The organism is Clostridium felsineum DSM 794 (assembly GCF_002006355.2).
GTDB lineage: Bacteria > Bacillota > Clostridia > Clostridiales > Clostridiaceae > Clostridium_S > Clostridium_S felsineum.
Window position 1 is genome coordinate 148,599 of record NZ_CP096980.1, and the last position, 24,845, is coordinate 173,443.

Below are 24,845 nucleotides of genomic sequence, written 5' to 3' on the forward strand. Positions count from 1 at the left end.
ATGGGAAATAAAGTAGGTGTTAACACCCATAAACACAAGACTGAGATAATGAGTGTTGGAAAAATTGCGGCTAAGGTAGCAGGCGTTAGAAATGGTTTGGATACTAAAGATGATCATCTCAAAGTGGATAAAATCCAAACAATTTTTAAAATATATGATGATCTCACAAAGTTGGTAAGTTCTTATGGAGAAATGGCGGCACATGACTTAAAGGAGTTTAACCAAATTGGTATTAATATAGAGAAAACAGATGAGGAGTCAAAATAATGAGTAATACAGAACTATATTATGATGCGCTCACTGACCTTTCTGTTAGGATTGCAGCGGGAATAAAAAATCGTACACAGCCACTTGACGAATTGAATCAGGCAATGACTCAATTAAGCCAAACTGATGCCATAAAAGGTAACGCAGCTGATGCAATGAAAGCATATATTAATGAAGTACATATGACTTTAATTCAAACACTTGAGTTGCTCCTTAACAATTATGAAATGACACTTGGCAAGTATGTCAAAGGTTATTTAGAGGTAGATAGCAGCGAGAGCTTCAAGCTAGTTAAGGAAGACTTTGATGCTCATGTGCGTAATCTAAGCTCACACCGCTCTGATTTTACTTCTATTGGAGATAAATTAAAAGCTATTTCAGATGAAGCGGAGGATATTCTATCACTAGGAGGCGCAGGCAGCAAACGTCTCTTCAATGTTGTGAGTGAGATGGATTCCATGAAAAAAACGGTGAGTAATCTTGACGATAGCTGGAATAAATACGAAAATGGATACAAAGAGTTTGATCAAGTTCAAGATTTAATTGCACAAACAAAAGCTCTTTTAAAGAGTACACTTTCGGTTCCACGTGGCTATTCCTATAGTCCAGGAAGCTTTAGCAAGCTTATAAGTAAGGATTTTGTTAATGCTTTTGAGGCTAATGTCAAGTATGCACAAAATAAGGATAATCAGAAAGAGTTTAAGAAGGATTGGGATAGAATTTGTAAGGACTACACTACTGACCAGAAACGAATGGCTGAGGAGGAAAAGGAGAAAGCTCAGAAGGAGGGAATCATCGGACTTGTTTGGGATACACTGCAAATTGCTGCAGGAACAGTCCTTGTTGTGACAGGAGTTGGAACGGGTTTTGGTGTTGTTCTCATTGCAGGAGGAGTCAATGGTTTCATTAATCATGCATCAATGGCGACAACAGGAAAGAGTTTCAACATAGTCGGAAATTTGACAAATGAAGTAGGACAATGTTATAACAAGAGTATTGGAAAATCTCTAGGAAAAACTGGCGCTTATGGCCTTGTTAATGGGTTTATATCAGGAACAGGGGAAATGGTCTCAGGTATGGCTCAGTTTAGCGTGTATGACACAGGAAAAGCAGTTCATACTTTGTTGACAAACCCTCAAGCAGCAGCACAATTTAAGGCGGAAGCTAAAAATTGGTGGAACCAGGTTCGTAGTGGAAATACTTATGTGATAGGACAAACAACTGCGGTAGCTGCAAGTGTACTTGTGGCTCCAGAAGATATTGGTGCTGCAGCTAGTAAAGCAAGCAAGGCAGAAAGTTTACTTGGTAAAGTAGGTACGTTCTCAAAATATATCTCTATTTCAAGTGCAGAAAATGCGAAGAATATCCTTACATTACCAGGGAGAACGATTGGTAACCTTGGAAGTAAGGTTGCAGATTTGCGTACAGTGCTTAGTGAAGGTAAGGGGATTGTAGGTAATTTCACAAAATCTGTTGTTGTTTCAAGTGCAAAAAATGTGAAGAGTCTCGTTGCTTTGCAAGGGAAGATACTTGATGACCTTGGGAGTAAGTTTACAGATTTGCGTACAGCACTTAGTCAAGGTAATGGTATCAGATATGCATTTGCGGATGCAGGCGATGGACGATCAATTTTCAGCGAAATAAGTAAGGAAAATATAGAACATGTAGATGCAGACAAAATATGTCACGATAGGTATACACAGTGGATTAATGGTGAGTCGTCTGAGAGTATTGCTAATGTTGAAATTAAAATAGGTAATGCTGATTTAGATGCATATAGGGCTCAAATTGGAGTCCCTGAGAGGAATACAGTTTCCGTAGGAAAAACCGATGTAAAAGGATTAGAAGGTAAGAAATTTAATGGGGCATCACCAGAAGTTAGAAAAGAAGGAGGATTACAAGGGTTAGATGACATGTTTCCAAACCGCGGGATAACAGCTCCATATGATAAAAGTATACCTGGTCATAAACAATTTATGGAACATGCAGAAGAAGGCTCTATTGCTGAATTTGAGGATGCTGTTGAGAAAGCTGGACTAGAACCAGAAGACGTTAAAGGAACATTCTATATCCACCAATCTAATCCAAGAGGTGTTTGTGATAAATGTACTTTAGGGCTGTTTAAACCTGATATTTACGGAAGAAAGGGTATATTTAAGCAATTAACTGATAAGTACCCAAATTTAACAATAAAGGTTACAACACAAATGGATTATTCTATTGAATTTCCTAGAGGTACTTTGTCATTTGAAGTTAAAAATGGTGAAGTATTAAACGCTGTACAAGTAAGAAAAAATCCCAAAAATAAATTTCAATTTTCGCATTATCCAGAACAGGAGTGATAATTAATGACAACCTTCATAAAAAAAATTAATGAATATGCAAAAGTTACTATAGGATTAGTTATTGCCGAAAAAGTGTTTAATCTAATAGATAAAAATGATTATGGATATAATCTTGGTAGGGAAGCCTTAGATAATAGTTGGAAGTGGCTTGAAGGTCAAGAAATAGATGCTGATGAATTATGTGATTATATTGATAATATAGATGGTGAAGAGGACATATCAGGAATTGCTTATATTACAAAAAAAATGAAATATAAGCATATGTGGTATGTACTATACTATGCTGTAGCATATACATCTTGGATGGCATATATTAATGAAGACAGCTGTCCACCTGAAGAACTAGATAATGTTAGTGATGATACACTAATATATATCATTGAAAATGCAATTAAAACTGAATTATTTAAGATTGAAAGCATTAATAGAATAAAGGATTATTTATTAGAAAATTATCCTCTAAGTAATATGTCAAAAGAAAAAACTATTAATAAAAGAGAAATCATGAAAATGTTAGATGATAATTAATAGTTGGGCATAATAGTAAAGATAAAGTTATAGAACTGAGGAGACACATATATATTTATCAAATTCATCCTAACAATCTGTGTATTGAGTTAAATTTCGGTTTGTCAGGATGAATTTTATTTTTGGTGCAAGCAAGGCGGAAAGTTTACTGGGTAAAGCAGGTACGTTCTCAAAATCCGTGGCTGTTTCAAGCGTAGAAAATGTGAAGAGCCTATTGCCTAAAGTAAAAGGCGCATTAAGTGACGTTGGGACTGTTTCATCTGCATTTGCTAGGAGGCGCAGGCAGCAAACGTATTGATAATGTTGTTGAAGAGATGAAAAAAATGAAAGAAACGGTGAGTAATCTCAAGGACAAGTGGAATAAATACGAAGATGGATATAAAGAATTTGATCAAGTTCAAGATTTAATTGCACAGACAAAATCTCTCTTGAAGAGCACGCTTTCAGTTCCACGTGGATATTCTTATAGTCCGGGAAGTTTTAGAAATCTGATGAGTAAGGATTTTATAAGTGATTTTCTAGCGAATGCCAAATATGCACAAGATCCAAAGAATCAGAAAGCCTTAAAGTCTGGTGTGGATAGAATTATTAAAAACTACAAAGTTGACCAGGATCGAATGGTCGAGGAGGAAAAGGAGAAAGCTAAGAAAGGGCTTATTTGGGATACACTGCAAATTTGCGCAGGAGTAGTCCTTGTTGCTACGGGAGCTGGATCGGAATTTGGTGTTATGCTCATTGTTGGTGGTGTTAATGGTGCTATCAATCATGCTTCAATAGCAGAGACTGGCAAAGGTTTTAATATAATCGGAAGCTTGGCAGATGGGGCTGAGCAATGGTATAACAAGAATATTGCGGAGCCTTTAGTCAAAACAGGAAATCCTGTTGCACAGGTTGTGGCTGGTTTAGGCGATAGTGCTATTCAATTTGCGGGAGCAAAGTATCAGCTCGATGTATATGACATAGGAGATACAGTTCATACTTTGTGGACTAATCCTCAAGCACAAGCACAATTCAAAGCAGGAATTGGGAACTACTGGAATAGACTTAGTAGTGGAGATGCTTATACAATAGGACAAACAACAGGGACGGTCTTAAGTTTTATTGTGAATCCAGGAGATATTGGTGCTGCGGCTAGTAAGGCAAGCAAGGCAGAAAGTTTAATGGGTAAGATAGGTACGTTCTCAAAATCCATGGCTATTTCAAGTGCAGAAAATGCAAAAGTATCCTTAATTTGCCGGAGAGGATGGTTGATAACCTTGGAAATAAGCTTACAGATTTGCGTACAGTACTTAGCCAAAGTAATGGTGTCATAGGTGATTTCACAAAATCCGTTGTTGTTTCAAGTGCAAAAAATACAGAAAATTTAGGGATTAAAGTAAAAGGCGCATTAAGTGACATTGTAACTGCGTCAGCTACATTCGTAAAAACTTTTGGGAAAACTTTTGCGGAGGAAAGTGGCAAATATGCAAACACTTGTTTTTCTGTATCTGGTGCAATGGCAACTAGTGCAAAAGTTTCTGGTAAAGCAATTGTTAAAGTAGCGAAAGAAGCTAAAAGTGCTCTTGGAACGGTTAAAGCTGGTAAAAATGGTTTAGTTGATGGGCTAAGTAACCCTGAAGCACATAATTATGTTAATTATATAAAATATAAGGGTGAGTTAGCAAAATCTGAATTAAAAGAGATGTATCCTGATTTCGTTGCAAAGAAAAACAGTAGAATTGCTCAAACTAGCGATGCTTTACTGGATAAAGAGTTGGAATTTGCACCATATGGAAAATTGGAAAGGATACCATTTGATAATTTAACAGGTCATCATATGCCATCAAATTATTACATGAAAGAAAAATTTAATATAGATATGGATGATAGTTTAGCATTCAATTTAGAACAATTAAGTCCAGGAGTGGGAGGCAGACATAGAAGAACTTTCACTTATGGATTTAAGGGAAGAGGAAAAGAACTTTACTTAAATTTAATGCCTAGAGATGCACTTGCATTTGATATTAATGATATTAGAAGAATATTAAAAGAAGATGGTTTATATAATAGTGAGTCAAGAAAAGCTCTTTCCGAGTATATAAACTATTATAAGAAGATGGCACCAGGAGTATTTAAAAAATAGAAAGGATGAAAATCTTAATATGGGTTCAATAGCAGAGGATATTAAAATATTAAAGCAGATGAGATTATTAGGAGAAGATGATGATATAGATGTATTTGATGAGGCGGTATATAGGATATCATTAAATGGAGATAACAGTGTAATTAAGGAATTATGTCAAGTATTGGACGATTCAACATCAACTCCATCAGCAATGGATAATGTAATACAATGCATTTTTACAATAGCGAATAGATGTGGATTAGAGGATGGAATATATGAAATATTATGCAATGTAGATAAGATACTTATTAACGGTAAAAGGTGTTTTATACAAATTAACAGAATGATATTAAACTATGAACCATTTAATAATGCATATATTTCTGCCATAAAAAGGCTAGGAGATGAAGAATTAAGTTCACTAGTAGATATATTATATCAACTTAAAGATAAATATTCGGATAAATATGAGAAAAAAATAGATCTAATAATTAATCAGCTATAATGTTGATTCAAAATTAAGGAGTAACTAGCTACAAAATGAGAGTTTATTAATGAAATGCTATTAAGATTATAAAAACATAGTTAAAAATAGACTTCATAATATTAATAATGCAGTAAAAGTATGAAATGAATCAGCTGAAATTAAGTAGGCTGATTCAATTTTTTTAGTAGTTAACGTATATTATAATACATTCGTCCTCAAGCAAGGCAGAAAGTTTACTTGGTAAAGTAGGTACGTTCTCAAAATATATCTCTATTTCAAGTGCAGAAAATGCGAAGAATATCCTTACATTACCAGGAAGGACGATTGGTAACCTTGGAAGTAAGGTTGCAGATTTGCGTACAGTGCTTAGTGAAGGTAAGGGGATTGTAGGTAATTTCACAAAATCTGTTGTTGTTTCAAGTGCAAAAAATGTAAAGAATATTATTACTTTATCAGGAAGTACGCTTAATGACCTTAAAAAGGCAGCAGTATTTGTAAATGAAAAGTTGATACCAGCGTCAGGAAAAGCAGTAAAAGATTTTGGCAAGGTATTAAAAAATACAGGTGAGGATTTAAGGGGATTAACTCGTCAAGTAGAAGTTGAAATGTCTGGTGTAGGTCGAGTTGGTGTAGGATCTAATATAGAGTTTAGTAAAGTAATGGATAACATTAGGAGATGGTGAAAAAATAACAATTAAACGTCATGGATATCAGAAAAATGATGCTGAAGGACAATCGCATCATTTAAATCAAGATGCTTCATATAGGAAGGTTATTCCAAGAGAAGAAGGGCTAGCAATTGATTTAGATGGAAATGTTTTTATAGAGAAAGAAAGTAGCCATTATAAGGCACATGAAACAATGGAAAAGTTTTGGGATAGATACAGAAGAGGTGGAGAGTTCTGGAAAAGTAAACCAACAGTTGGAGAATATAATTCTGTATTAAAAGATTCCATGATTAATGCGGGATTTTCAGAAAGTGATGCTGATTTAATTACTGAAATAGCAGCAAATCAGCAAAGAGCATATGGAATTACAGAAGCGGATAAGGTGCCTAGAATACCAGGGAGAATAAATGCTATAGAAAGGCGATGATTTAATGGAGCAATTAGTTAAAAAATCAGTTGAAGATATGGTAAAAAGGTTAAAAAATATATCATGGTTTGAGAATTGTGAAAGTACGAATGCAACATCTAAATATGCAATAAGCTATGCAAAAGATGTAGATAGTGTGATTAAACATTGTTCAAGTACAAGATGGGAGAATTTACTACTGGATAAAGAGCAAGACGTAAGTTCCTATATTACAGTATATCGAGTAAAAACTAAATATCCCTGGGATGATGTTGTTACCATAATAAAAAAAGAAATATTACCAGAAATATTGGAGATTATAGAGGAGAAATGGAATAGTAAATACGGAGAATCAAAAGAAATCAAATTGGAAATATATTCAACTATATTTACATTTTTAGTATTATATGCATTCCGTGAATATAAGGAAGAACCATTTCATAATGAATTATTAAGTATTTATGAGCAAGGCTATTTTCCTTGTGGTTGGAAAGGAACTTATCCAAGAGGAAAAATAATTATTTTTTAGGAAAAAGGTGGGTAATAAAATGGAGAAAGGTGTTTTTATTAAAAATTGTGAAAGTATGTCTTTAAAATTATTTGAAGTAATGGAGATAGAATTTGAAGATTCCACAGAATTTGATAGGCAAATGTTAGCGATGTTTTCTTTTGGCATGATAAGTGCATATGGAATGGAAGAAAATGCTGAAGTTGATATAGTTAGTGTAGCATCTGAATATGTGTTAATAAAGGTTTTTAGGTATTCAAAGGAACAAGCAAGGGATTTTCTTAATTTATTAATCGATAGTACAAAAAAAGAAAAAAATCCAACATACTATAGAATAATCCATGAAGGAATAGATATGTATTATGAGTATGCAGAGGGTGAAAGTGATAAAATGTTTGATAGAATGATGAGGATGTATTTAGCTTTTAATAAAAAGTAATGAATACTATAAAGTATAGGAGTTAAGATAAATGGGAGAAGAAAAGTTTTTGTTAGAGAGTAAGGAATTGGTTGAAAATTTATTTGAGATTCTTGAGGTTGATTTAGAAGAATTAACGGAGCAGGAAAAGCAATTATTAATTGGTTATTCATTTGGAATGATAAGTATAATGGAGGAAGAAAATAAGATTTTATTAAGTAATAAATATGTTGCTATTGAAAAAGTTATAGTAGAAGTTTTTCAATATTCTAAAGAAAAAGCAATTAATACTGTAAAGGATATAGAAGATAGCACTGAAAAAGATGATAATGAGGTATTAAGGATTATGATACATCAAGGAAAGCAGATATATCCTGAATATAAAAAGAAAAATTATAATGAAGTATACGATAGACTTACAAATCTAATAGATGTTATTGTTACTGGTGAATATAAAAACTATTAAAATTAATATATTTCGGATAGAAGTAAATTAGGTGTAACAGGTGATTTGAGAATCATTCTACTACACCTAATTTTATCTTTATTGATTTTTAATAGTTAAATATAGATGTATGACAAGAATGTCATTGAACATCTTTAGTTCAATATAAAAATTACCCAAAATACTAGTTGATTATACATCAAAATCCTATTTCATTTTAAAATGAAAAAAGCTGACATTTGCCAACTCCTTAGGGTAAATACTTTTACATAATATCATGGATTTTCTTATAATTAAAATAAGCTGAAACATGCAAAGCTAATTACCGCTAATACAAGAAAAATATCTATAAATATTTGTGGAAGAATAATGGTTTAGGAATAGTTTTACTATAAAATAAAAAAACTACTTATTATAGCAATGGTTGGGAGTATTGATAATAGAAAATTTTTAAGCTATAATATTGTAACTAGTGAAACTTTTTGAAAAAGCAGTGTATAACAGACATTAAAGGAGAATACAAATGAGAAATAAAACAAAGATTAGAAACTCTAAGATTCTTTGGGGAGAATTTGATAAGAAAATGAAAAAGTTTCGTCTGATTGAATCAGGTGTTATCCTTTTTCTAATTGTTTGTGCGGCTGGTCTTATGTTTTTGCTGAGTAGGAATTTTCATAAACAAGTACAAACCACAAAGCCTATTATTGCTCTCGTTAATGAAGATCAGCCCCAAACGTTTAATGGAATAAATTATAACTTTGGTGAAACCTTCGTGAATCTTGTTTCCAATGACAATAAGTATAATTGGCAAGTCTTGTCACGTTCGGTTGCAAACAAAGCCTACGCTGATGGTTCTGTTGAAGCTGTCATTTATCTTCCACAAAATTTCACGCATAATATTTTGACACTTCAGGCGTTGAATCCTCAAAAAGCAGAGCTGGATTATAAAGTTCTTGCCTCTAAGTCACAGATAAACAGTAAACTCTTGCAAGATAAAATCGTGAATGTGCTTTATGATTTCAATACTTCCATTGTTAAGATGTATTATGCTTCTGTGGCAGGAAATGTCGCAAATGCACAAACGAAAATGGGGAATGTTGTAAAGAGCCAAGGAACACTTCTATCATCACTTAATGATAATGTGTATGGACCTGTTCAAACAACCAATGAGTCTTATAGTTCGGTTGTTTCCATTGCTAATGGCTTGAAATCTGAAAATGACAGTTGGATTCAAGCACAAAACAGCTTTACCAACTCAGTCGTTAATATGTTGAACGGAAGTAGTTCTTCATTCAACGGAATGTTACCAAGCCTTACTAATTATTTTGATACGCAAAAAAAGATTGTGGATACCAACCTTTTAAATGGAAATCAAGCCATTACCAATCAATCAAACTCAGATAGGAGCTACTATTATGATCAGTACACGGCAGCCTATAACAAAGCTGTGGAAGCCATGCAGCAGTTTCATAATACAGATGCTTCTGGTAATGAAACAGGTGTCTATGCAAACTTGAAAAATCAAATTTCAAGTTATAATACTTTGATTAGTGGGGTACATGATGACATTGGCACACAGATTGATAGCTTGAAAAGCAAACAAACAACACTATTAAACCTTGAAAAAGACCTGTATTCACAATTCTTTGGACAAGATATTAACCCAACACCAGATAACACTAATTTTACTAGTCTTGAAACAGCAGATAATGCGAGAAGCACAATGACTAAAATGCTTGAGACTTACTTTGATAAAAGGGACAATATCTCGGGAACGGCTTATCCTAAAACTATAAGCAATCTGTTAAATAATTTGTCCGTAAATATGAAGGACTATGATACTCTCTTAGCTACACTAGTGAGGAATAGTTCTTTGACGCAACAACAAAAGGATAACTACGAAGCTAAGCTTAATGTTCTTAAAAATTATGCAACAGCCTTTGGAATTAAAACAGCTACTACAGATTTCAGTGCTGCTCCAACAGTAAATAATGGAGATCAAAATTTTACAAAGAAAATTACGATTACAGTACCCAAAGCTGCTGAATATACGTTAAGACTCCAGGCTTCAAATGGACTTTCTAACTCGGCGATTTCTATCGTTGGGCAACCTACTGGGAAAGGTGCAGTAGTTAACCCAGATAATTCTGTGACTTTGGATAATCGAACTACAAGTACCACCGATAGTAATGGCAATGTTGCAGCTTCTCCTACTACTAGTCCCATGACTTACGTTGTTACGTATAAAGTGGATCTAGGTCAAGCAGCAAGTGGAACGGTAACAGCAAGCGTTGATAATGGTTCAGGTGGAACAGATTCATCTGTTGAGAATTTTGGGCTTATTCCTGGAAATACTATTTCTGAATATGCAGGAGGCAGTCAGTTTGGTTATATCTCAACCTTACTTAATAACATTGATACTGCAAGTAGTATGATTACTTTCCTCTATGGAGCACCAGGGGCGACTTATTCTGATATGGAAAACTGTACTAAGGTTTCTGATTTTCAAGAAGCAAGTCAAAAATCTATTTTCAAGATGTATGGGAATATAGACGTTACGCAAATTTCTAATCGATTGAGCAAAGATGATGTGAATCAGTTCATGAGTTACGGAAAAACAAACATAAAAAATGTTGTGGATACCATAACAACTTTGAATTCAAGTATCGCAAGGCTCCAAGCTAACCAAGCAACCTTGAGCAATAATTTGCCAAGTGATTACTTTAGTCAAGTGTCAAGTAATTTGCAGGCTTGGTACGATCAAACCATGGATACACTGAACGCAGAATACAAAGCGTGGACAACAAATAATACAACATTACTTCAAGAAAAACCTTGGGAGGAATATAATCAGAACGATATTGCACTTTGGTATGATAAGGCAGGTGGTGATTCACTTTATAGCACTATTTCTAGCATGGTGACTTCAACAGCTAAACAAGCTAATGAGACAGCATCAAGTGCGCAAATAATCAAGAGTAATGCGTCCGAGTTCGATGAAATGGTGAATACGGTCACCAAGACACAGGATGATGCAAAGAAAGTCATTGATAATACGAATAATTTGTTAAGTACAGGTAACGGTGACTTTAAAAATAGCCAAGATTACTATAAAAACTTTGCAACCATTTTAGCTAACACTCGTACAGATGGTGTAAATGCAAATAATATCTTTAATTTCTTTGCTAAGCCATTGTCCACAAAGGATATTACACCAAAAGTAAGAAGTGTTGCTCAGAGCTTTGATTGGCGATGGGTTATTATCTTCGTAATAGGAATTCTTATTGGCGTTTTGGGTAAAACTTGGATAAGGCGTAAGCCAAAGGTTGAAGAAAAATAATAAGAGGATGGGAAAATGACTCCCATCCTCTTATTTTGCAACCAGTATTCATGATATTTCACCAATATAATATTATTTAAAACTTAGTTATATTTCTAGGTTTTATTTTTAATACATTGAATAAAAATACATAATAAGAATTGAATTATAAGTTTTATATAGTAAGTATGTGGTATATTAAAGATAATTAAAAATTACTAAACGTGGGGGAATAAAATGAACCAGAGTAAAATCAAATTGGTTTGTATTAGTATTGTTATATTATTGATTATAATTACTGGAGTATATGCATATAAATACAATCAATATAAAATCGGTTTTAACAAAGCTATGAGTCAATTAGAAAACGAGAAATATGATAATTCAATAAATTTATTAGGGGATATTATCAATACTTATTTTGGAAAAAGCAATTCAGGTGAAATAAAAAAGGAGATTGAAAAAGCTAAAAAATTCAAGGCAAATAAGAAAGTTTATGATGAAGCGTTAAAATTATTTAATAATAAAAAATATTTGGAGGCTATTGATAGCTTTAAGAAAATTCCTAAGTATGATAAAAAAAGATATGAATTGGCGCAAAAGAAAATTAACAAATGTAAAAGTTCATACGTATCATTAAATATTGAAAATGCAAAGTATGAGGCTAAGTGTTATGATTATGATTCGGCTCTAAATTCTATAGCTTTAGTGTTGACGTTGGACGCTGCTAACAGGGATGCTAGTATTCTTAAAGATGAATATATAAAGAAAAAGAAATTAGGTTTTGACTATGTTATTAAAGATGATTCTATAAAAATAATTAAATGCTTAAATTATGGAACGGATATAACAATACCCGAGGAGATTGAGGGTAAAAGCGTTAATAATATTGGTGAAGAATCTTTTTTTCAACATAAAGATATGATATCTGTGACTGTTCCACAAAGTATAACATCTATAGAAGGAAGTGCCTTTTACCGTTGTTATGCATTAGAAAAGATAACGATACCTAAAAATGTTAAACAAATGGGCAATAATCCATTTTTTCGCTGTAGTTCGTTAACCCACATTTCTGTCGCACTAGATAATAAAAACTTTTCGGAATTAGATGGAGTTTTATATAATAATGATAAATCAGTTTTGCTTGCATATCCTGAGGGAAAAACAAATGAAAGTTTTACAGTTCCAAGTTCTGTAATAAAGATAGATGGTCCAGCATTTGGATATCACTGTGAAAAGCTTAAGACTATAATTATTCCTTCAAATGTGATCGATTTTCCAGATTATAATATGTTTGTTTATCCTGATCAAATAACTTTAAAAGTTAAATCAGGATCGGCAGCTGAACAGTATGCCAAAACAAACAATTTGAAGTTCGAAAATTATTAATTTATTTATACACCATAAAGTGAGTACAATAAAAACAAGGCAATTTTCAGCCTTGTTTTTTTATTATATATAAGATTGGAGCGATTTATTATAGTAGCTTAGCTGCATTTTCATCTAAAATAATAGTTACATTTTGATGCAACTGTAAAATTGATGAAGGAACTTCTGGTGAAATTTTACCTTTCACGGTATTATATATAGCTTCTGCTTTAGATTCTCCATAAGCCAATAAAATAATCTTTCTTGATTGAAGTATAGTCTTTATTCCCATGCTTATAGCTTGTTTTGGAACTTCATCAATTGAATTAAAAAATCTCGCATTTGATTTAATAGTTTTTTCATCTAGATTTACAAGGTGAGTTTGTGCTTCAAAATTTACATTAGGTTCATTAAAACCTATATGCCCATTCACACCTATTCCGAGGACTTGTACATCTATTCCGCCAGCAGCTTTTATTTTTCTTTCATAATTTAAACAATTCTCTTTAATATTGTTAGAAGTACCATTTGGTATGTTTACATTATTGCTATCTATATTTATAAATTTAAAAAAGTTGTTCATCATATAAAAGTGATAACTTTGAATATTATCTTTTGTAAGTCCATAATATTCATCTAAATTAAAGGTTTTTACTTTTGAAAAATCCACTTCATTTTCTTTATATTTATTTATTAATTCCTTATACATACCTAATGGTGTATCTCCAGTGGCTAAACCTAAAACGCTGTTTGGTTTTATAATCATCTGACTTGCTATAATTGCTGCGGCCTTTTTACTCATTTCTTCATAATCTTTTACAACTAATAATTCCATAATAACACCCCTTAACTCTTTTTATTTTTCATATGCTGTTTGCCCGTCAATAATAGTTCTTTTTATATCAAAAGCATCATCAAATATTGTAATATCTGCAGTTTTTCCTATTTCGATGCTTCCAGTTTTGTCATCAATTTTAAGATATTTTGCAGGGTTTAAAGAAGCCATATTAACTGCTTCGTATATTTTTATATCAGTATGTTCCTTAAAGTTTCTTACCGCTCTATTTAAAGTTAAAATACTTCCTGCCAGTGTTCCATCTTCTAATCTTGCAGAATTATTCTGCACAATAACTTTTTGTCCACCCAGTTCAGAAACACCATCTTTTAAACAACCAGCTCTCATGGAATCTGTTATTAAAATTAATTTGTCTAATCCTTTTATTCTAACAAGTATTTGATAAATTGCTGGATTAATATGAATAGTATCAGCTATAAGCTCACAATAGATATCGCTATTAAAAACAGCACTTATGATGCCTGGTTTTCTATGATGAAGAGGACTCATAGCATTAAATAAATGAGTTGCACTATCTAATCCTGCATTTATTGCGTCTATAGCTTCCTCGTAGGTTGCATCAGAATGACCAATAGATAAATTAATATCTGTTTTTGCTTTTATTTCCTTAACAAAGCTTAAATTAAAATCTTTTTCTGGTGCCAATGTAATTACATTGATAATATCCTTGTACTTTTCAATAAAATTATACTCAGGTTTTATTATATAATCCTCTTTTTGAGCACCTTTATATTTTTCATTTATAAAAGGACCTTCTAGATGAGCACCAAGTATTCTTGAACCTTTATGCTTTAATTTCATACATTGTTTTACATTATCCAATGCTTTATAAATCTTTTCTTTAGACATTGTCATAGTAGTAGGTAAAAAAGAGGTTACTCCATTTTTTACTATAACTTCACTAATTCCAGTTAGTGCTTTTATTTCTGAATCCATAGTATCGTATCCGCCAGATCCATGAATATGTACATCGATAAATCCTGGTGAAACATAATTTCCCTTTGCATCAATTATTTCTATATTTGAATTTTTATCATAATTAAAGTTTTTCATAAAGTCGTTTTTATCAATTATCTCCTCAATTGTTTCATTGAAAAGTACTATTTTATTTTCAAGTACATTGCTCGGAGTAATAATTTTTCCATTAATTATAGCTTTCATTTATAATCACCTTCTTAATATTTATTATAGTTTTGTAGAACCGTAGCTATTCTTCCGTGATATTTTTCTAGCATTGATTTAGCTTCTTTTATATTTAGTCCTGTTTCGATAATAATTATTGCAATTTTAGGGTCGTAATTACACCTTTTTAGTATTTCATCGATTGTAGCTGCATTAGCATCTGTGGCTAAATGAACTATCTGTTTTACTCTCTCTTGAAGTTTTTTATTAATAGGCTTAACATTTACCATCAGATTTAAGTACGTTTTTCCAAGCTTTATCATAGATGTGGTACTAAGCATATTTAAAATCATTTTTTGCGCAGTCCCAGCTTTCATTCTTGTAGATCCCATTATAATTTCAGGACCAACATCTACAGCTATTGTTAAATCACAAATATCTTTTATTTTTCCTTCAAGGCAGCACATTATTCCAATTGTTTTACATTGAAGTTCTTTTCCATATTCTATAGCCCTTCTTACATAGGGGGTATTACCACTTGCAGTTATTCCAACTAAAACATCATTTTTATTCAAATTTATAGATTTTAGATCGTTAATTGCTAAAGCTTCATCATCTTCAGTATGTTCAAGCCACCCGCTTAAAGCGTTAGTACCACCAGAAATAATTCCTTGTACCATAGAATCATCAACACCAAAAGTTGGAGGGCATTCTGAAGCATCCATTACAGCAAGCTTTCCACTAGTACCGCTGCCTACATATATTAATCTTCCTCCAAGTTCAAAACCTTCTACAATTAGGTCAACTGCTTTTGATATTTGCTCTAACTCCTTTTCTACTAAGTAAGCTATTTTTTTATCTTCATCATTTATTTTCTTTATAACTTCTAAAGTACTTAAATCATCCAAATTATTTTGTGTATTCATATTTATCATCTCTCTTATAAATTTATACTAGAAGTATATATGTATAGTTGTATATACAAGAATTTGTTAAGATAAACTGAATAAAAACTTAATACAGTAATCATTAAATATTTATTCAGCAACTTATTTATTCTAAAATAACTTCATATTTATACTTATCACTTCTGTAAATTGCATTAGTGTATTCTAAATGAATTCCATCTTTTGTGTAAGTACTTCTTTTAAATAGTAGTGCCAAGGAAGTACTCGGTTGATTTAAAAGTGTACGCTCATACTCGTTTAACATAATAGGTTCTATAGTTTGCTTAGCCTTATCAGGATAATATTTATATTTATCTCTAAAGATATTGTATAGTGATTTACCTTCTATCATTTCTTTAGTCATATCTGGACATAAGTTATGGGGAATATATGCAGTTTCTATAGCAACTGGTTCGTTATTACTTATTCTTAGTCTTTTGATTTCTATAACTTTATTATCTTCTTCTGCCATGTTAAGCATTATTTTAACTTGTTTTGTTGCTTGCTTAACTTGAAAAGATAGAATTTTTACCTCTACATCTAATCCCTTTTCTTTCATTTCTTCTGTAAAACTCTTTAAATATTTTAATTCTTTCATTTCTTTTGGTTTAGCAACAAAGGTACCTTTCCCCTGTTCTCTATACAATATACCCTGATTTACAAGTTCAAGAATTGCCTTATTAACAGTCATTCTACTTACACCTTGAAATTCACATATCTCTCTTTCTGTTGGTATTGTATCGCCATATTTTAATTCTTCATTTTCTATCATTTCCAAAAGTATTTCTTTAATTTGATAATAAATAGGTACTGGATTATCTTTTGAAATCTTTCTCAAATTGAGAACCTCCCTCTATATTAAACAAGTTGTAATTATCAATAATATTAGATTGAAAAATATTTATACTGTATAATACAATTATAATATATAGTTGACATGTTGTATATACCAATATGTATTAAAGTTAATAAAAATATATATGAAATTTTAAGATGAAAAATGCTCTATAAAAAATAAATAAAGGAGATTTTTAAAAATGTATTGCATAATAAAAAATAGTATGTTAATATGAAAACGTAATCAAGATGGGGATGTATAAGTGAGGGTTCCCAGTGAGATTCAAATAAAATATTATATCTAGCGTGTTACTGATTCGATCAGGCATAAGCATAGGTAAATAAAATAACTTAATATGTGTTTACTATATCACAGGCTTTGTGCACTCTTACAAGGTATTATTAATATTTCGTTTTTTATCATTTAATTTAATGTGCCAGTGGTGTGATGAAATTTAAACATATATTATTAAGTTTTATTTCCAATGCTCATGCCTTTTGTTTTTGTAACAAATAAAGGATAGGAGGTATAAAGATGGTAGGAATTATTCTTGCTAGTCACGGAGAATTTGCTAAAGGTATCTTGCAATCTGGTAAGATGATTTTTGGAGAACAAGAAAATGTGCAAGCGGTTACATTAATGCCTAGTGAAGGACCTAACGATATTAAAGCAAAAATGAAAGACGCAATCGCATCCTTTGACAACCAAGAAGAGGTTTTATTCTTAGTTGATCTTTGGGGTGGTACGCCATTCAACCAAGCGAATGGTCTATTTGAAGAACACAAAGATAAATGGGCAATAGTAGCTGGGTTAAATCTACCAATGCTGCTTGAAGCTTATGGTGCACGTTTTTCAATGGAATCTGCACAAGAAATAGCAGCTAATATTATAAAATCTGCTAAGGAAGGCGTTAAAGTTAAGCCTGAAGAATTGGAACCAGAAGATACTAGTAAAGCATCTGAGGCACCAATGAACCAATCCAATATGGGAGCACCAGGATCCTTCGAATATGTTTTGGCACGTATAGATTCCCGTTTACTTCACGGTCAAGTAGCTACTGCTTGGACAAAAACTGTTCAACCTACAAGAATTATTGTTGTATCAGATGCAGTAGCTAAAGATGAACTTCGTAAGAAATTAATTCAACAAGCAGCTCCTCCGGGCGTTAAAGCTCATGTTGTTCCAATTAATCACATGATTAAACTTGCAAAAGATAATGAGCATTTTGGAGGACAACGTGCAATGCTTCTTTTTGAAAATCCAGAAGACGTACTTAGAGCAGTAGAGGGTGGAGTACCTTTAAAGACAATTAATGTTGGTTCTATGGCTCACTCTATAGGTAAAGTTCAACCAAATAAAGTACTTGCTTTCAATCAAAAGGATATTGATACTTTCAATAAGCTTAAATCATCAGGATTAAATTTTGATGTTCGTAAGGTTCCAAATGATTCAAAAGGAAATATGGACGAAATATTAAAGAGAGCACAAGAGGAATTAAATAAATTAAAATAATCTAACTATTTATAAAGAAAAGGAGGATTAATAATCGTGAGTTTAAATATAATTCAAATGATATTAGTAGTTATCGTGGCATTTTTAGCTGGTACTGAAGGTATTTTGGATGAATTTCATTTTCACCAACCAGTAATTGCGTGTACGTTAATCGGCTTAGTTACAGGTAACTTAGTACCATGCCTAATATTAGGCGGTACGCTTCAAATGATTGCCTTAGGTTGGGCAAATATAGGTGCTGCTGTAGCGCCTGATGCAGCATTAGCATCTGTTGCATCTGCAATTATTCTAGTTCTTGGAGGTCAAGGTAAAGCAGGAGTTTCTTCAGCTATTGCTATTGCTGTGCCATTAGCTGTTGCAGGACTATTATTAACAATTATTTGTCGTACTATTGCTACAGCGTTCGTACATTTCATGGATGCTGCTGCTAAAGAAGGAAATATAAGAAAAGTTGAAATGTGGCATATTATTGCTATTTGCATGCAGGGTGTTCGTATTGCAATCCCAGCAGCTTTAATTTTAGCAATTGGTGCTGGTCCTATTCGTACATTACTTCAATCTATGCCTACTTGGTTAACAGACGGTTTATCAATCGGTGGTGGAATGGTTGTTGCTGTTGGTTACGCAATGGTAATAAACATGATGGCAACAAAAGAAGTATGGCCATTCTTTGCAGTTGGATTTGTATTGGCAACTGTTTCACAAATTACACTTATCGGATTAGGTGCAATTGGTGTAGCTATAGCTCTTATTTACTTGGCACTTGGTAAACAAGGCGGATCAGGTCATGGTGGAGGATCAAATACTGGTGATCCATTAGGTGATCTTATTGATAAATATTAGGAAGGGAGAGAACACGAATATGTCACAAGAATTAAAATTAACAAAAAAAGATCGTATTTCTGTTTGGTTTCGTTCATTTTTCCTTCAAGGTTCTTGGAATTATGAAAGAATGCAAAATGGTGGTTGGGCATTTGCTTTGATTCCCGCAATCAAAAAATTGTATAAGACTAAAGAAGAACGTGCAGCTGCATTGGAACGTCATCTGGAGTTCTTTAATACTCATCCATATGTAGCTTCACCAATCATAGGTGTAACTTTAGCCTTAGAAGAAGAACGTGCAAATGGTGCACCAATCGATGATGTAACTGTTCAGGGTGTTAAGATTGGTATGATGGGACCTTTAGCTGGTATCGGAGATCCAGTTTTCTGGTTTACTGTTAAACCAATTCTAGGAGCATTAGCTGCGTCTCTTGCTATGAGTGGTAATATACTTGGACCATTTATATATTTCTTTGCTTGGAATATTATTCGTATGTCATTTATGTGGTATACACAAGAGTTTGGATATAAAGCAGGTTCTCGTATTACTGATGATTTATCAGGTGGTTTATTACAAGATATTACAAAGGGAGCATCCATCCTTGGTATGTTCATATTGGGATCATTAGTTAATAGATGGGTATCTGTTAAATTTACACCGATAGTATCATCTGTTAAACTAAGTGATGGTGCGTTTATTGATTGGAGCAAGCTTCCTGCTGGAGCGAAGGGTATTCAACAAGCGTTGACACAACAGGCAGGCGGAATGTCATTAACTGATCATAAGATTACAACGCTTCAAAATAACTTGGATTCATTGATTCCTGGACTGGCAGGATTAGTAGTAACACTTATTTGTATGTGGCTGCTTAAGAAGAAAGTATCACCAATTATAATTATTCTTGGATTATTCGTACTTGGTATTGTTTTCCACTTAATCGGTCTAATGTAGTATTTTATTAAGCCGGGGTTCTGTTAAAACACATTAATTGATTTAATATGTTTTACTGAGCTCTGGCTTTTCTTAAAACGTAAGGTATCATCTGATTGATATGGACAAATAAAAAATATATAATATAAATAAATGTGTGTATAAGTAGAAAAGAGGTAGATCCGATGGTTCAATCGCTCAATACAAAAGTGGATTTAGTAATGGATGCAACAGCTTTTACGGGTTTTTCAGATTATGGGAAAATTATGATCGGTGACAAAGGTTTTGAATTTTATAATTCTCGTGATTCTCATAAATTTATTCAAATTCCTTGGGAAGAGGTTGACTATGTTATTGCATCTGTACTTTTTAAAGGAAAGTGGATTCCACGATATGCAATTAAAACGAAGAAAAATGGTACCTATACGTTTTCTTCTAAAGAAGCTAAAAAAGTACTTCGTGCTGTTAGAAAATATGTTGATCCAAGTCGTATGGTTCAATCGTTAAGTTTTTTTGACGTTATAAAAAGAGCAGTAAAATCCAAATTTAAAAAGAGCTAATTATGGGTGGGAAGCTTTTATATAAAGATAAATAAGTGTTTATAACTTTTTAAGCAAAGTTGTAAACACTTATTTTTATAAGGATAATTCAATTTAATAAAGGATATATTAACAGAGGAAATATTTTATTAAGGAAAGAGGCAAAGGAATGGCTATACAAGCGTATGTAAATTTTAATGGTAATTGTCGTGAAGCTGTTGAATTTTATGCAAAGGTTTTTAGAACAGATAAGCCTAAAATTATGCTTTACGGTGATATGCCACAAAGAGAAGGCTTTAAACTTGATGATAAAACAAAAAGCCTAATACTTAATGCAGAACTTGAGGTAAAGGGTAGTAAAATTATGTTTTCTGATATTACGCAAGGTATGGAGCTAGTTGTTGGAAATAATATAACTCTTGTGGTTACAATTAATAACATAGAAGAGACTAAATCAATTTTTAATAAACTTAAAGAAGAAGGTACTGTAGTAATGGAACTCCAAGAAACCTTTTGGAGTAAAAGCTACGGATATGTAATAGATAAGTTTGGAATAGGTTGGCAAATCAGTTATGAAGATAAATAATGGTAGTGAAAAGGTAAGGAAAGACTATACTCAAAAGATAGTTCCTCATTTATGGTTTAATAATGAGGCAGAAGAAGCAGCGAATTTTTATGTGTCAATTTTTAAGAATTCAAAGATATTAAATATAAGTTATTATGGTGAAGCAGGAGCAGAGGTTTCTAGTATGTCAAAAGGTAATGTTATGACAGTACAGTATGAAATTGAAGGGCAAAAATTTATTGCTTTGAATGGAGGTCCAGTATTTAATTTTACACCAGCAATATCGTTTTTTGTTAACTGTGATAATCAAGATGAGATAGATGAGTTATGGAATAAGCTTTCAGATGGTGGAGAAGAAGTACAATGTGGGTGGCTTAAGGATAAGTATGGTATATCATGGCAGATAGTTCCTACTGAACTTGAGAGGATATTAGAAAGGTGCAATAGTGAGGATAGTGAGAAAGTTATGAAGGAATTATTCAAAATGAAAAAAATAGATGTAAAAAAGTTAAAGCAAGTATATTTAAGGTAATTATATACATTTGGAGCTATAAAAGGGCTCTTTTTTTATTTATAAAACATACAAGAATTCACATATAAACCCAGTAAAATTGTTAAGTTAAGCCAATTCATTAATACATATTAGCTGAGTTAAATAATGAACGATAAATATTCTACAGGTGATTTGAGAGAGAAGGAGGATAAGTCTATAGTTCATTAACAAAAGAAAAATAAACCAAGGAGGAAAATTTATGAACAAGCTTTTTGATCCCGGAATCAAGCTTATGAATAAATTAAAATATTCTAAAAAGTTTTTATTGATTTTTATGATATTTTTACTACCACTTATAGCTATCCTAAGCTTTTTCCTTAATAAGCTGAATAATGATGTTGCAGTTAGTAATAATCAAATTAAGGGATTAAAGTATATTAATGAAACCACTATATTATTGAAGCATGTACAACAGCATAGAGGTTTTACTTTGATGTTTATAAACGGTAATTTAACTGTAAAAGAACAAATAATTAAAAAGGAATCAGAAATAAAAAATGATATATCAGCTATTGATAAAATAAATGAAGAATATAAAAGTAAAATTGATGTTACTGATGAATGGAATAGTATAAAAAAAGACTGGTCATTGTTAGGAATACAAGATACAAATTATAAAGGAAAGGAACTTATAGACAAGCATAATGCTTTAATAAGCAAGGTAATGAATTTCGATTATAGTATTTCAGATAAATCAAACTTAATATTAGAGCAAAAGGTAGATAAGTTTTATTTGGTGGATACTATAGTGAATAAATTGCCTATTGTAGCTGAAAATGTTGCATTAGCAAGAGGTACAGGTTCAGGAGTGGCAGCTAAAAAGTCCATAACAAGTGAGGAAAAATTCAAGCTGTTATATTTAACTCAAGTAGCAACCAGTAATCTTAATTCATCTATAAGGGGTATGGATATAGTATATAAAACTATGCCTGAAATGAAGGGAAAATTAAGTTCACAGACAACAGAGGTATTTGGAAGTACAAAGGATCTTATAAGTTTAATCAATAATGAATTATTAAACAAGAGTCAAATAACTATCGATTCAGGAGAATATTTTAATACAGCAACTACAACTGTAGATAAAATATATACATTGATAGGAAATGAATCTACTCAGTTAATGACTATGCTAAATAAGGATAATATTTCAGTGAAAAATTTAAGAGTATTTGTTTTATTAATTTCCCTGTTAACGATGCTTGTTTTGATTTATATATTTATATCTTTTTATCAGGCAATAAAAGGAACAATGCAAATAATCGAGAGCAGTACAAGTGCTATTTCTAAAGGAAAATTAGATGAAGAAATAGTACACGAGATAAATGATGAAACGGGTCTTATAATTAAGGCATTAAATAATATGTTAAGGTCTTTTTCATCTATGATAAGGGCAAGTAAAAATGTTTCTAGTGAGGTTATTAACTCAACGCAGGTTTTAGCAAAAACAACAGAAGAAACAGCTAATGCCGCAAATGATATTGCAAATTCAATTCAAAATATAGCAGCAGGTGCAGAATCACAGGTTCAAATTACAAAGGATGCATCGCTTGAAATGGAAAAAGTGTCAAAAGATATAGAGCATATTAAAGAGAAGTCAAATAAAGTTTTACAGTCATCAAACCAAATGGATGAGTTTGCTAAAAAGGGTAATCAATCTGTAATGGAAACAATTAATATGATGAACAATATAAATGATTCGGTTATAGAGTCTAATTCTACTATTTATAAGCTAGGGGAAAGATCAAAGAATATAGGAGAAATTATAACTAAAATTACAGACATAGCAAATGAAAGCGATTTATTGGCGTTAAATGCATCCATAGAAGCTGCTAGAGCAGGAGAAGCAGGTAAAGGATTTGCAGTTGTTGCAGATGAAGTAAGAAAACTTGCTGAACAATCAGCTTCTTCAGCAAATGAGATTTCAGATATAATACATTTAATACAAAAAGAAAGTAACGATTCAATAAATAAAATGGAAGCTGTCACTAAAAATGTAGATGATGGATTAAAAATAGTAAGTGAAGCAGGAGAGGATTTTAAAAGAATACTAGAGTCTGTAAAAGATATTACAAAGCAGGTTGAAAGTGTAACGTCAGTAACAGAGGCTATATTTAATAATTCAAGGAAGGTAACAGTTAAAGTTAATGATGTAAGGCAAATAGCTTCAGATTTTTCAACTAGTGTTCAAGAGGTTGCAGCAGCTTCTGAAGAAGAATTGGCTGCTATGGAACAAGTATTTGCCTTAGCAGCAGGACTTAATAAAAAAGCTAATGAACTTGAGGGACTTATAGAAAGGTTTAAGGTTTAAGAACAGGTTTATGAACACATCTTAACATAAACTTAACTCATTTAAATCATTTCTTAAAGTTTATATAACATTTCACTTATATAATAATAAGTGAAATGAGCCTAGTTAATTTTGTTGATTTATAAGTGTAAAGTTATTGTTGTTTCTCCTTTTGAATTTACGAAAAAACATTTAGTAATTTCCATTTCGTAAATTCTGACAGCATAAATTAGAGAAAAGTTAAATTCTCTAATTTTATAGCTGTTTTTTTTATACACTAATATATTTTTTTATCATAGTTATAAGTTCATCAATTAGAACTGTTTTGTTTACAGTAGTTTGCGAAAAGGCAATTATATGTACAGTGTTTTCAATAGTATTATAAATAAGAAATAGAGCTTCTTCTAAATTATCAAACTTAAAAATATCTTTGTAAGGTTCAACTAATTCTTTAAAAGATTCAAATTTGATTTTTTCATGCTCAAGTACTAAATTACATATATCATTATCAGAAAGCTCCATTATACTTACTTCTCTATGAAATCTAGGATAATATTCATGAGCTTTAAGTGCAAGGTGTATAGAAGAATATATAAAATCATCAAAATTATTAATATCATCAATGGTTCTTGAAAATGATATTTTTGAGATATTATCATAATAGTTATTTAAAACTTCTATAAAAAGTTGCTTTTTATCTTTAAAATATGAATAAAAGCTTCCAATAGCAACTCCCGCCTTTGAAGCAATTTCATTAGAACTTGTGCCATTGTAGCCTTTTTCTGAAAAGAGTTCGAAAGCAGCAGTTATTATTTTTTCTTTTGTTTGTTTTCCACGAGCTTGTTTAGGTGTCCTCAATTTTTAGCCCCCCGATTTTATAGGTTTCATTAAAATAGTTTATCATTAGTGATTAAAGTAGTCAATAAAACATGAGCAATAACTCATGTTTTTGTTGACTACTTTACGATATAATAGTATATTTAAAATATGAGTATTAGCTCATATTTTAA

At 31.8% G+C, this 24,845-nt stretch carries 25 protein-coding genes; 20 read left to right on the plus strand and 5 right to left on the minus strand.

Annotated elements, in window-relative coordinates; translation table 11 throughout:
- The 13 genes from CLFE_RS00765 (at window position 1) to CLFE_RS00820 (ending at window position 12,884) form a co-directional block, all read left to right on the plus strand.
- A complete protein-coding gene (locus CLFE_RS00765) occupies window positions 1-267 on the plus strand; it encodes a hypothetical protein (protein ID WP_077853001.1) in 267 nt (88 codons plus the stop codon).
- Entirely contained in the window at window positions 267-2,609 is a 2,343-nt protein-coding gene (locus CLFE_RS00770; protein ID WP_250944699.1) for a T7SS effector LXG polymorphic toxin, read from the plus strand. The genes CLFE_RS00765 and CLFE_RS00770 overlap by 1 nt, the downstream gene beginning before the upstream one ends.
- 6 nt (window positions 2,610-2,615) lie before the next feature.
- The gene (locus tag CLFE_RS00775; protein WP_077895154.1) at window positions 2,616-3,140 is read left to right on the plus strand and encodes an Imm6 family immunity protein; all 525 of its coding nucleotides are present in this window, start codon (window positions 2,616-2,618) and stop codon (window positions 3,138-3,140) included.
- 428 nt (window positions 3,141-3,568) lie between these two features.
- The gene (locus CLFE_RS24420; protein ID WP_432706053.1) at window positions 3,569-4,453 is read left to right on the plus strand and encodes a hypothetical protein; all 885 of its coding nucleotides are present in this window, start codon (window positions 3,569-3,571) and stop codon (window positions 4,451-4,453) included.
- A complete protein-coding gene (locus CLFE_RS00780; protein WP_432706054.1) occupies window positions 4,372-5,262 on the plus strand; it encodes a hypothetical protein in 891 nt (296 codons plus the stop codon). Before CLFE_RS24420 ends, CLFE_RS00780 begins: the two co-directional genes overlap by 82 nt.
- A gap of 19 nt (window positions 5,263-5,281) precedes the next feature.
- Window positions 5,282-5,749: an Imm30 family immunity protein gene (locus tag CLFE_RS00785; protein ID WP_077895152.1), complete on the plus strand. Its 468-nt coding sequence runs from the start codon at window positions 5,282-5,284 to the stop codon at window positions 5,747-5,749.
- 335 nt (window positions 5,750-6,084) lie between these two features.
- On the plus strand, window positions 6,085-6,414 hold the full coding sequence (locus tag CLFE_RS00790; protein WP_242951717.1) for a hypothetical protein: 330 nt from the start codon (window positions 6,085-6,087) through the stop codon (window positions 6,412-6,414).
- A 178-nt stretch (window positions 6,415-6,592) separates the two neighbouring features.
- Entirely contained in the window at window positions 6,593-6,826 is a 234-nt protein-coding gene (locus CLFE_RS00795) for a hypothetical protein (protein WP_077895151.1), read from the plus strand.
- 4 nt (window positions 6,827-6,830) lie between these two features.
- Window positions 6,831-7,334 (plus strand): hypothetical protein, encoded by a 504-nt coding sequence (locus CLFE_RS00800; RefSeq protein ID WP_077895150.1) that lies wholly within the window; start codon window positions 6,831-6,833, stop codon window positions 7,332-7,334.
- 19 nt (window positions 7,335-7,353) lie between these two features.
- Window positions 7,354-7,752, plus strand: coding sequence for an Imm48 family immunity protein (gene imm48 / locus CLFE_RS00805; RefSeq protein WP_077895149.1), 399 nt, complete (start codon window positions 7,354-7,356; stop codon window positions 7,750-7,752).
- Between the two features lie 31 nt (window positions 7,753-7,783).
- A complete protein-coding gene (gene imm48 / locus CLFE_RS00810; protein WP_077895148.1) occupies window positions 7,784-8,197 on the plus strand; it encodes an Imm48 family immunity protein in 414 nt (137 codons plus the stop codon).
- Window positions 8,198-8,699: 502 nt separating this feature from the next.
- On the plus strand, window positions 8,700-11,516 hold the full coding sequence (esaA, locus tag CLFE_RS00815) for a type VII secretion protein EsaA (protein ID WP_077895147.1): 2,817 nt from the start codon (window positions 8,700-8,702) through the stop codon (window positions 11,514-11,516).
- Window positions 11,517-11,732: 216 nt separating this feature from the next.
- The gene (locus CLFE_RS00820; RefSeq protein ID WP_077895146.1) at window positions 11,733-12,884 is read left to right on the plus strand and encodes a leucine-rich repeat domain-containing protein; all 1,152 of its coding nucleotides are present in this window, start codon (window positions 11,733-11,735) and stop codon (window positions 12,882-12,884) included.
- A gap of 88 nt (window positions 12,885-12,972) precedes the next feature.
- Here CLFE_RS00820 and nagB read toward each other — a convergent pair whose 3' ends face one another.
- The 4 genes from nagB to CLFE_RS00840 all read right to left on the minus strand — a co-directional run bounded on the left by nagB (window position 12,973) and on the right by CLFE_RS00840 (window position 16,626).
- Window positions 12,973-13,698, minus strand: a complete 726-nt coding sequence (gene nagB / locus CLFE_RS00825; RefSeq protein ID WP_077895145.1) for a glucosamine-6-phosphate deaminase — start codon at window positions 13,696-13,698, stop codon at window positions 12,973-12,975.
- Window positions 13,699-13,719: 21 nt separating this feature from the next.
- On the minus strand, window positions 13,720-14,880 hold the full coding sequence (nagA, locus tag CLFE_RS00830) for an N-acetylglucosamine-6-phosphate deacetylase (protein ID WP_077895144.1): 1,161 nt from the start codon (window positions 14,878-14,880) through the stop codon (window positions 13,720-13,722).
- A 14-nt stretch (window positions 14,881-14,894) separates the two neighbouring features.
- On the minus strand, window positions 14,895-15,767 hold the full coding sequence (murQ, locus tag CLFE_RS00835; RefSeq protein WP_432706055.1) for an N-acetylmuramic acid 6-phosphate etherase: 873 nt from the start codon (window positions 15,765-15,767) through the stop codon (window positions 14,895-14,897).
- Between the two features lie 127 nt (window positions 15,768-15,894).
- Complete coding sequence (locus CLFE_RS00840) at window positions 15,895-16,626, minus strand: GntR family transcriptional regulator (RefSeq protein WP_077833570.1); 732 nt, start codon at window positions 16,624-16,626, stop codon at window positions 15,895-15,897.
- A 534-nt stretch (window positions 16,627-17,160) separates the two neighbouring features.
- Between CLFE_RS00840 and CLFE_RS00845 the strand changes: the two genes are divergently transcribed.
- The 7 genes from CLFE_RS00845 (at window position 17,161) to CLFE_RS00875 (ending at window position 23,856) form a co-directional block, all read left to right on the plus strand.
- Window positions 17,161-18,138 (plus strand): mannose/fructose/sorbose PTS transporter subunit IIA, encoded by a 978-nt coding sequence (locus tag CLFE_RS00845; RefSeq protein WP_077850987.1) that lies wholly within the window; start codon window positions 17,161-17,163, stop codon window positions 18,136-18,138.
- Between the two features lie 36 nt (window positions 18,139-18,174).
- Window positions 18,175-18,981, plus strand: a complete 807-nt coding sequence (locus tag CLFE_RS00850) for a PTS mannose/fructose/sorbose transporter subunit IIC (RefSeq protein WP_077833568.1) — start codon at window positions 18,175-18,177, stop codon at window positions 18,979-18,981.
- Window positions 18,982-19,000: 19 nt separating this feature from the next.
- On the plus strand, window positions 19,001-19,912 hold the full coding sequence (locus CLFE_RS00855; protein ID WP_077833589.1) for a PTS system mannose/fructose/sorbose family transporter subunit IID: 912 nt from the start codon (window positions 19,001-19,003) through the stop codon (window positions 19,910-19,912).
- A 164-nt stretch (window positions 19,913-20,076) separates the two neighbouring features.
- The gene (locus CLFE_RS00860; RefSeq protein WP_077850986.1) at window positions 20,077-20,451 is read left to right on the plus strand and encodes a DUF956 family protein; all 375 of its coding nucleotides are present in this window, start codon (window positions 20,077-20,079) and stop codon (window positions 20,449-20,451) included.
- Between the two features lie 148 nt (window positions 20,452-20,599).
- On the plus strand, window positions 20,600-21,016 hold the full coding sequence (locus tag CLFE_RS00865) for a VOC family protein (protein WP_077895142.1): 417 nt from the start codon (window positions 20,600-20,602) through the stop codon (window positions 21,014-21,016).
- Complete coding sequence (locus CLFE_RS00870) at window positions 21,003-21,527, plus strand: VOC family protein (protein ID WP_077895141.1); 525 nt, start codon at window positions 21,003-21,005, stop codon at window positions 21,525-21,527. Before CLFE_RS00865 ends, CLFE_RS00870 begins: the two co-directional genes overlap by 14 nt.
- A 220-nt stretch (window positions 21,528-21,747) precedes the next feature.
- The gene (locus tag CLFE_RS00875; protein ID WP_077895140.1) at window positions 21,748-23,856 is read left to right on the plus strand and encodes a methyl-accepting chemotaxis protein; all 2,109 of its coding nucleotides are present in this window, start codon (window positions 21,748-21,750) and stop codon (window positions 23,854-23,856) included.
- A gap of 249 nt (window positions 23,857-24,105) precedes the next feature.
- Here the strand turns inward: CLFE_RS00875 and CLFE_RS00880 are convergent, their stop codons facing one another.
- Entirely contained in the window at window positions 24,106-24,693 is a 588-nt protein-coding gene (locus CLFE_RS00880) for a TetR/AcrR family transcriptional regulator (RefSeq protein ID WP_077833563.1), read from the minus strand.
- Window positions 24,694-24,845 lie beyond the last annotated feature (152 nt).

Coding starts and splice junctions, on each gene's coding strand:
- CLFE_RS00765 (WP_077853001.1), top strand. CDS start 1: ATGGGAAATAAAGTAGGTGTTAACACCCATAAACACAAGACTGAGATA.
- CLFE_RS00770 (WP_250944699.1), top strand. CDS start 267: ATGAGTAATACAGAACTATATTATGATGCGCTCACTGACCTTTCTGTT.
- CLFE_RS00775 (WP_077895154.1), top strand. CDS start 2,616: ATGACAACCTTCATAAAAAAAATTAATGAATATGCAAAAGTTACTATA.
- CLFE_RS00785 (WP_077895152.1), top strand. CDS start 5,282: ATGGGTTCAATAGCAGAGGATATTAAAATATTAAAGCAGATGAGATTA.
- CLFE_RS00795 (WP_077895151.1), top strand. CDS start 6,593: ATGGAAAAGTTTTGGGATAGATACAGAAGAGGTGGAGAGTTCTGGAAA.
- CLFE_RS00800 (WP_077895150.1), top strand. CDS start 6,831: ATGGAGCAATTAGTTAAAAAATCAGTTGAAGATATGGTAAAAAGGTTA.
- imm48 (WP_077895149.1), top strand. CDS start 7,354: ATGGAGAAAGGTGTTTTTATTAAAAATTGTGAAAGTATGTCTTTAAAA.
- imm48 (WP_077895148.1), top strand. CDS start 7,784: ATGGGAGAAGAAAAGTTTTTGTTAGAGAGTAAGGAATTGGTTGAAAAT.
- esaA (WP_077895147.1), top strand. CDS start 8,700: ATGAGAAATAAAACAAAGATTAGAAACTCTAAGATTCTTTGGGGAGAA.
- CLFE_RS00820 (WP_077895146.1), top strand. CDS start 11,733: ATGAACCAGAGTAAAATCAAATTGGTTTGTATTAGTATTGTTATATTA.
- nagB (WP_077895145.1), bottom strand. CDS start 13,698: ATGGAATTATTAGTTGTAAAAGATTATGAAGAAATGAGTAAAAAGGCC.
- nagA (WP_077895144.1), bottom strand. CDS start 14,880: ATGAAAGCTATAATTAATGGAAAAATTATTACTCCGAGCAATGTACTT.
- murQ (WP_432706055.1), bottom strand. CDS start 15,767: ATGAATACACAAAATAATTTGGATGATTTAAGTACTTTAGAAGTTATA.
- CLFE_RS00845 (WP_077850987.1), top strand. CDS start 17,161: ATGGTAGGAATTATTCTTGCTAGTCACGGAGAATTTGCTAAAGGTATC.
- CLFE_RS00855 (WP_077833589.1), top strand. CDS start 19,001: ATGTCACAAGAATTAAAATTAACAAAAAAAGATCGTATTTCTGTTTGG.
- CLFE_RS00860 (WP_077850986.1), top strand. CDS start 20,077: ATGGTTCAATCGCTCAATACAAAAGTGGATTTAGTAATGGATGCAACA.
- CLFE_RS00865 (WP_077895142.1), top strand. CDS start 20,600: ATGGCTATACAAGCGTATGTAAATTTTAATGGTAATTGTCGTGAAGCT.
- CLFE_RS00870 (WP_077895141.1), top strand. CDS start 21,003: ATGAAGATAAATAATGGTAGTGAAAAGGTAAGGAAAGACTATACTCAA.
- CLFE_RS00875 (WP_077895140.1), top strand. CDS start 21,748: ATGAACAAGCTTTTTGATCCCGGAATCAAGCTTATGAATAAATTAAAA.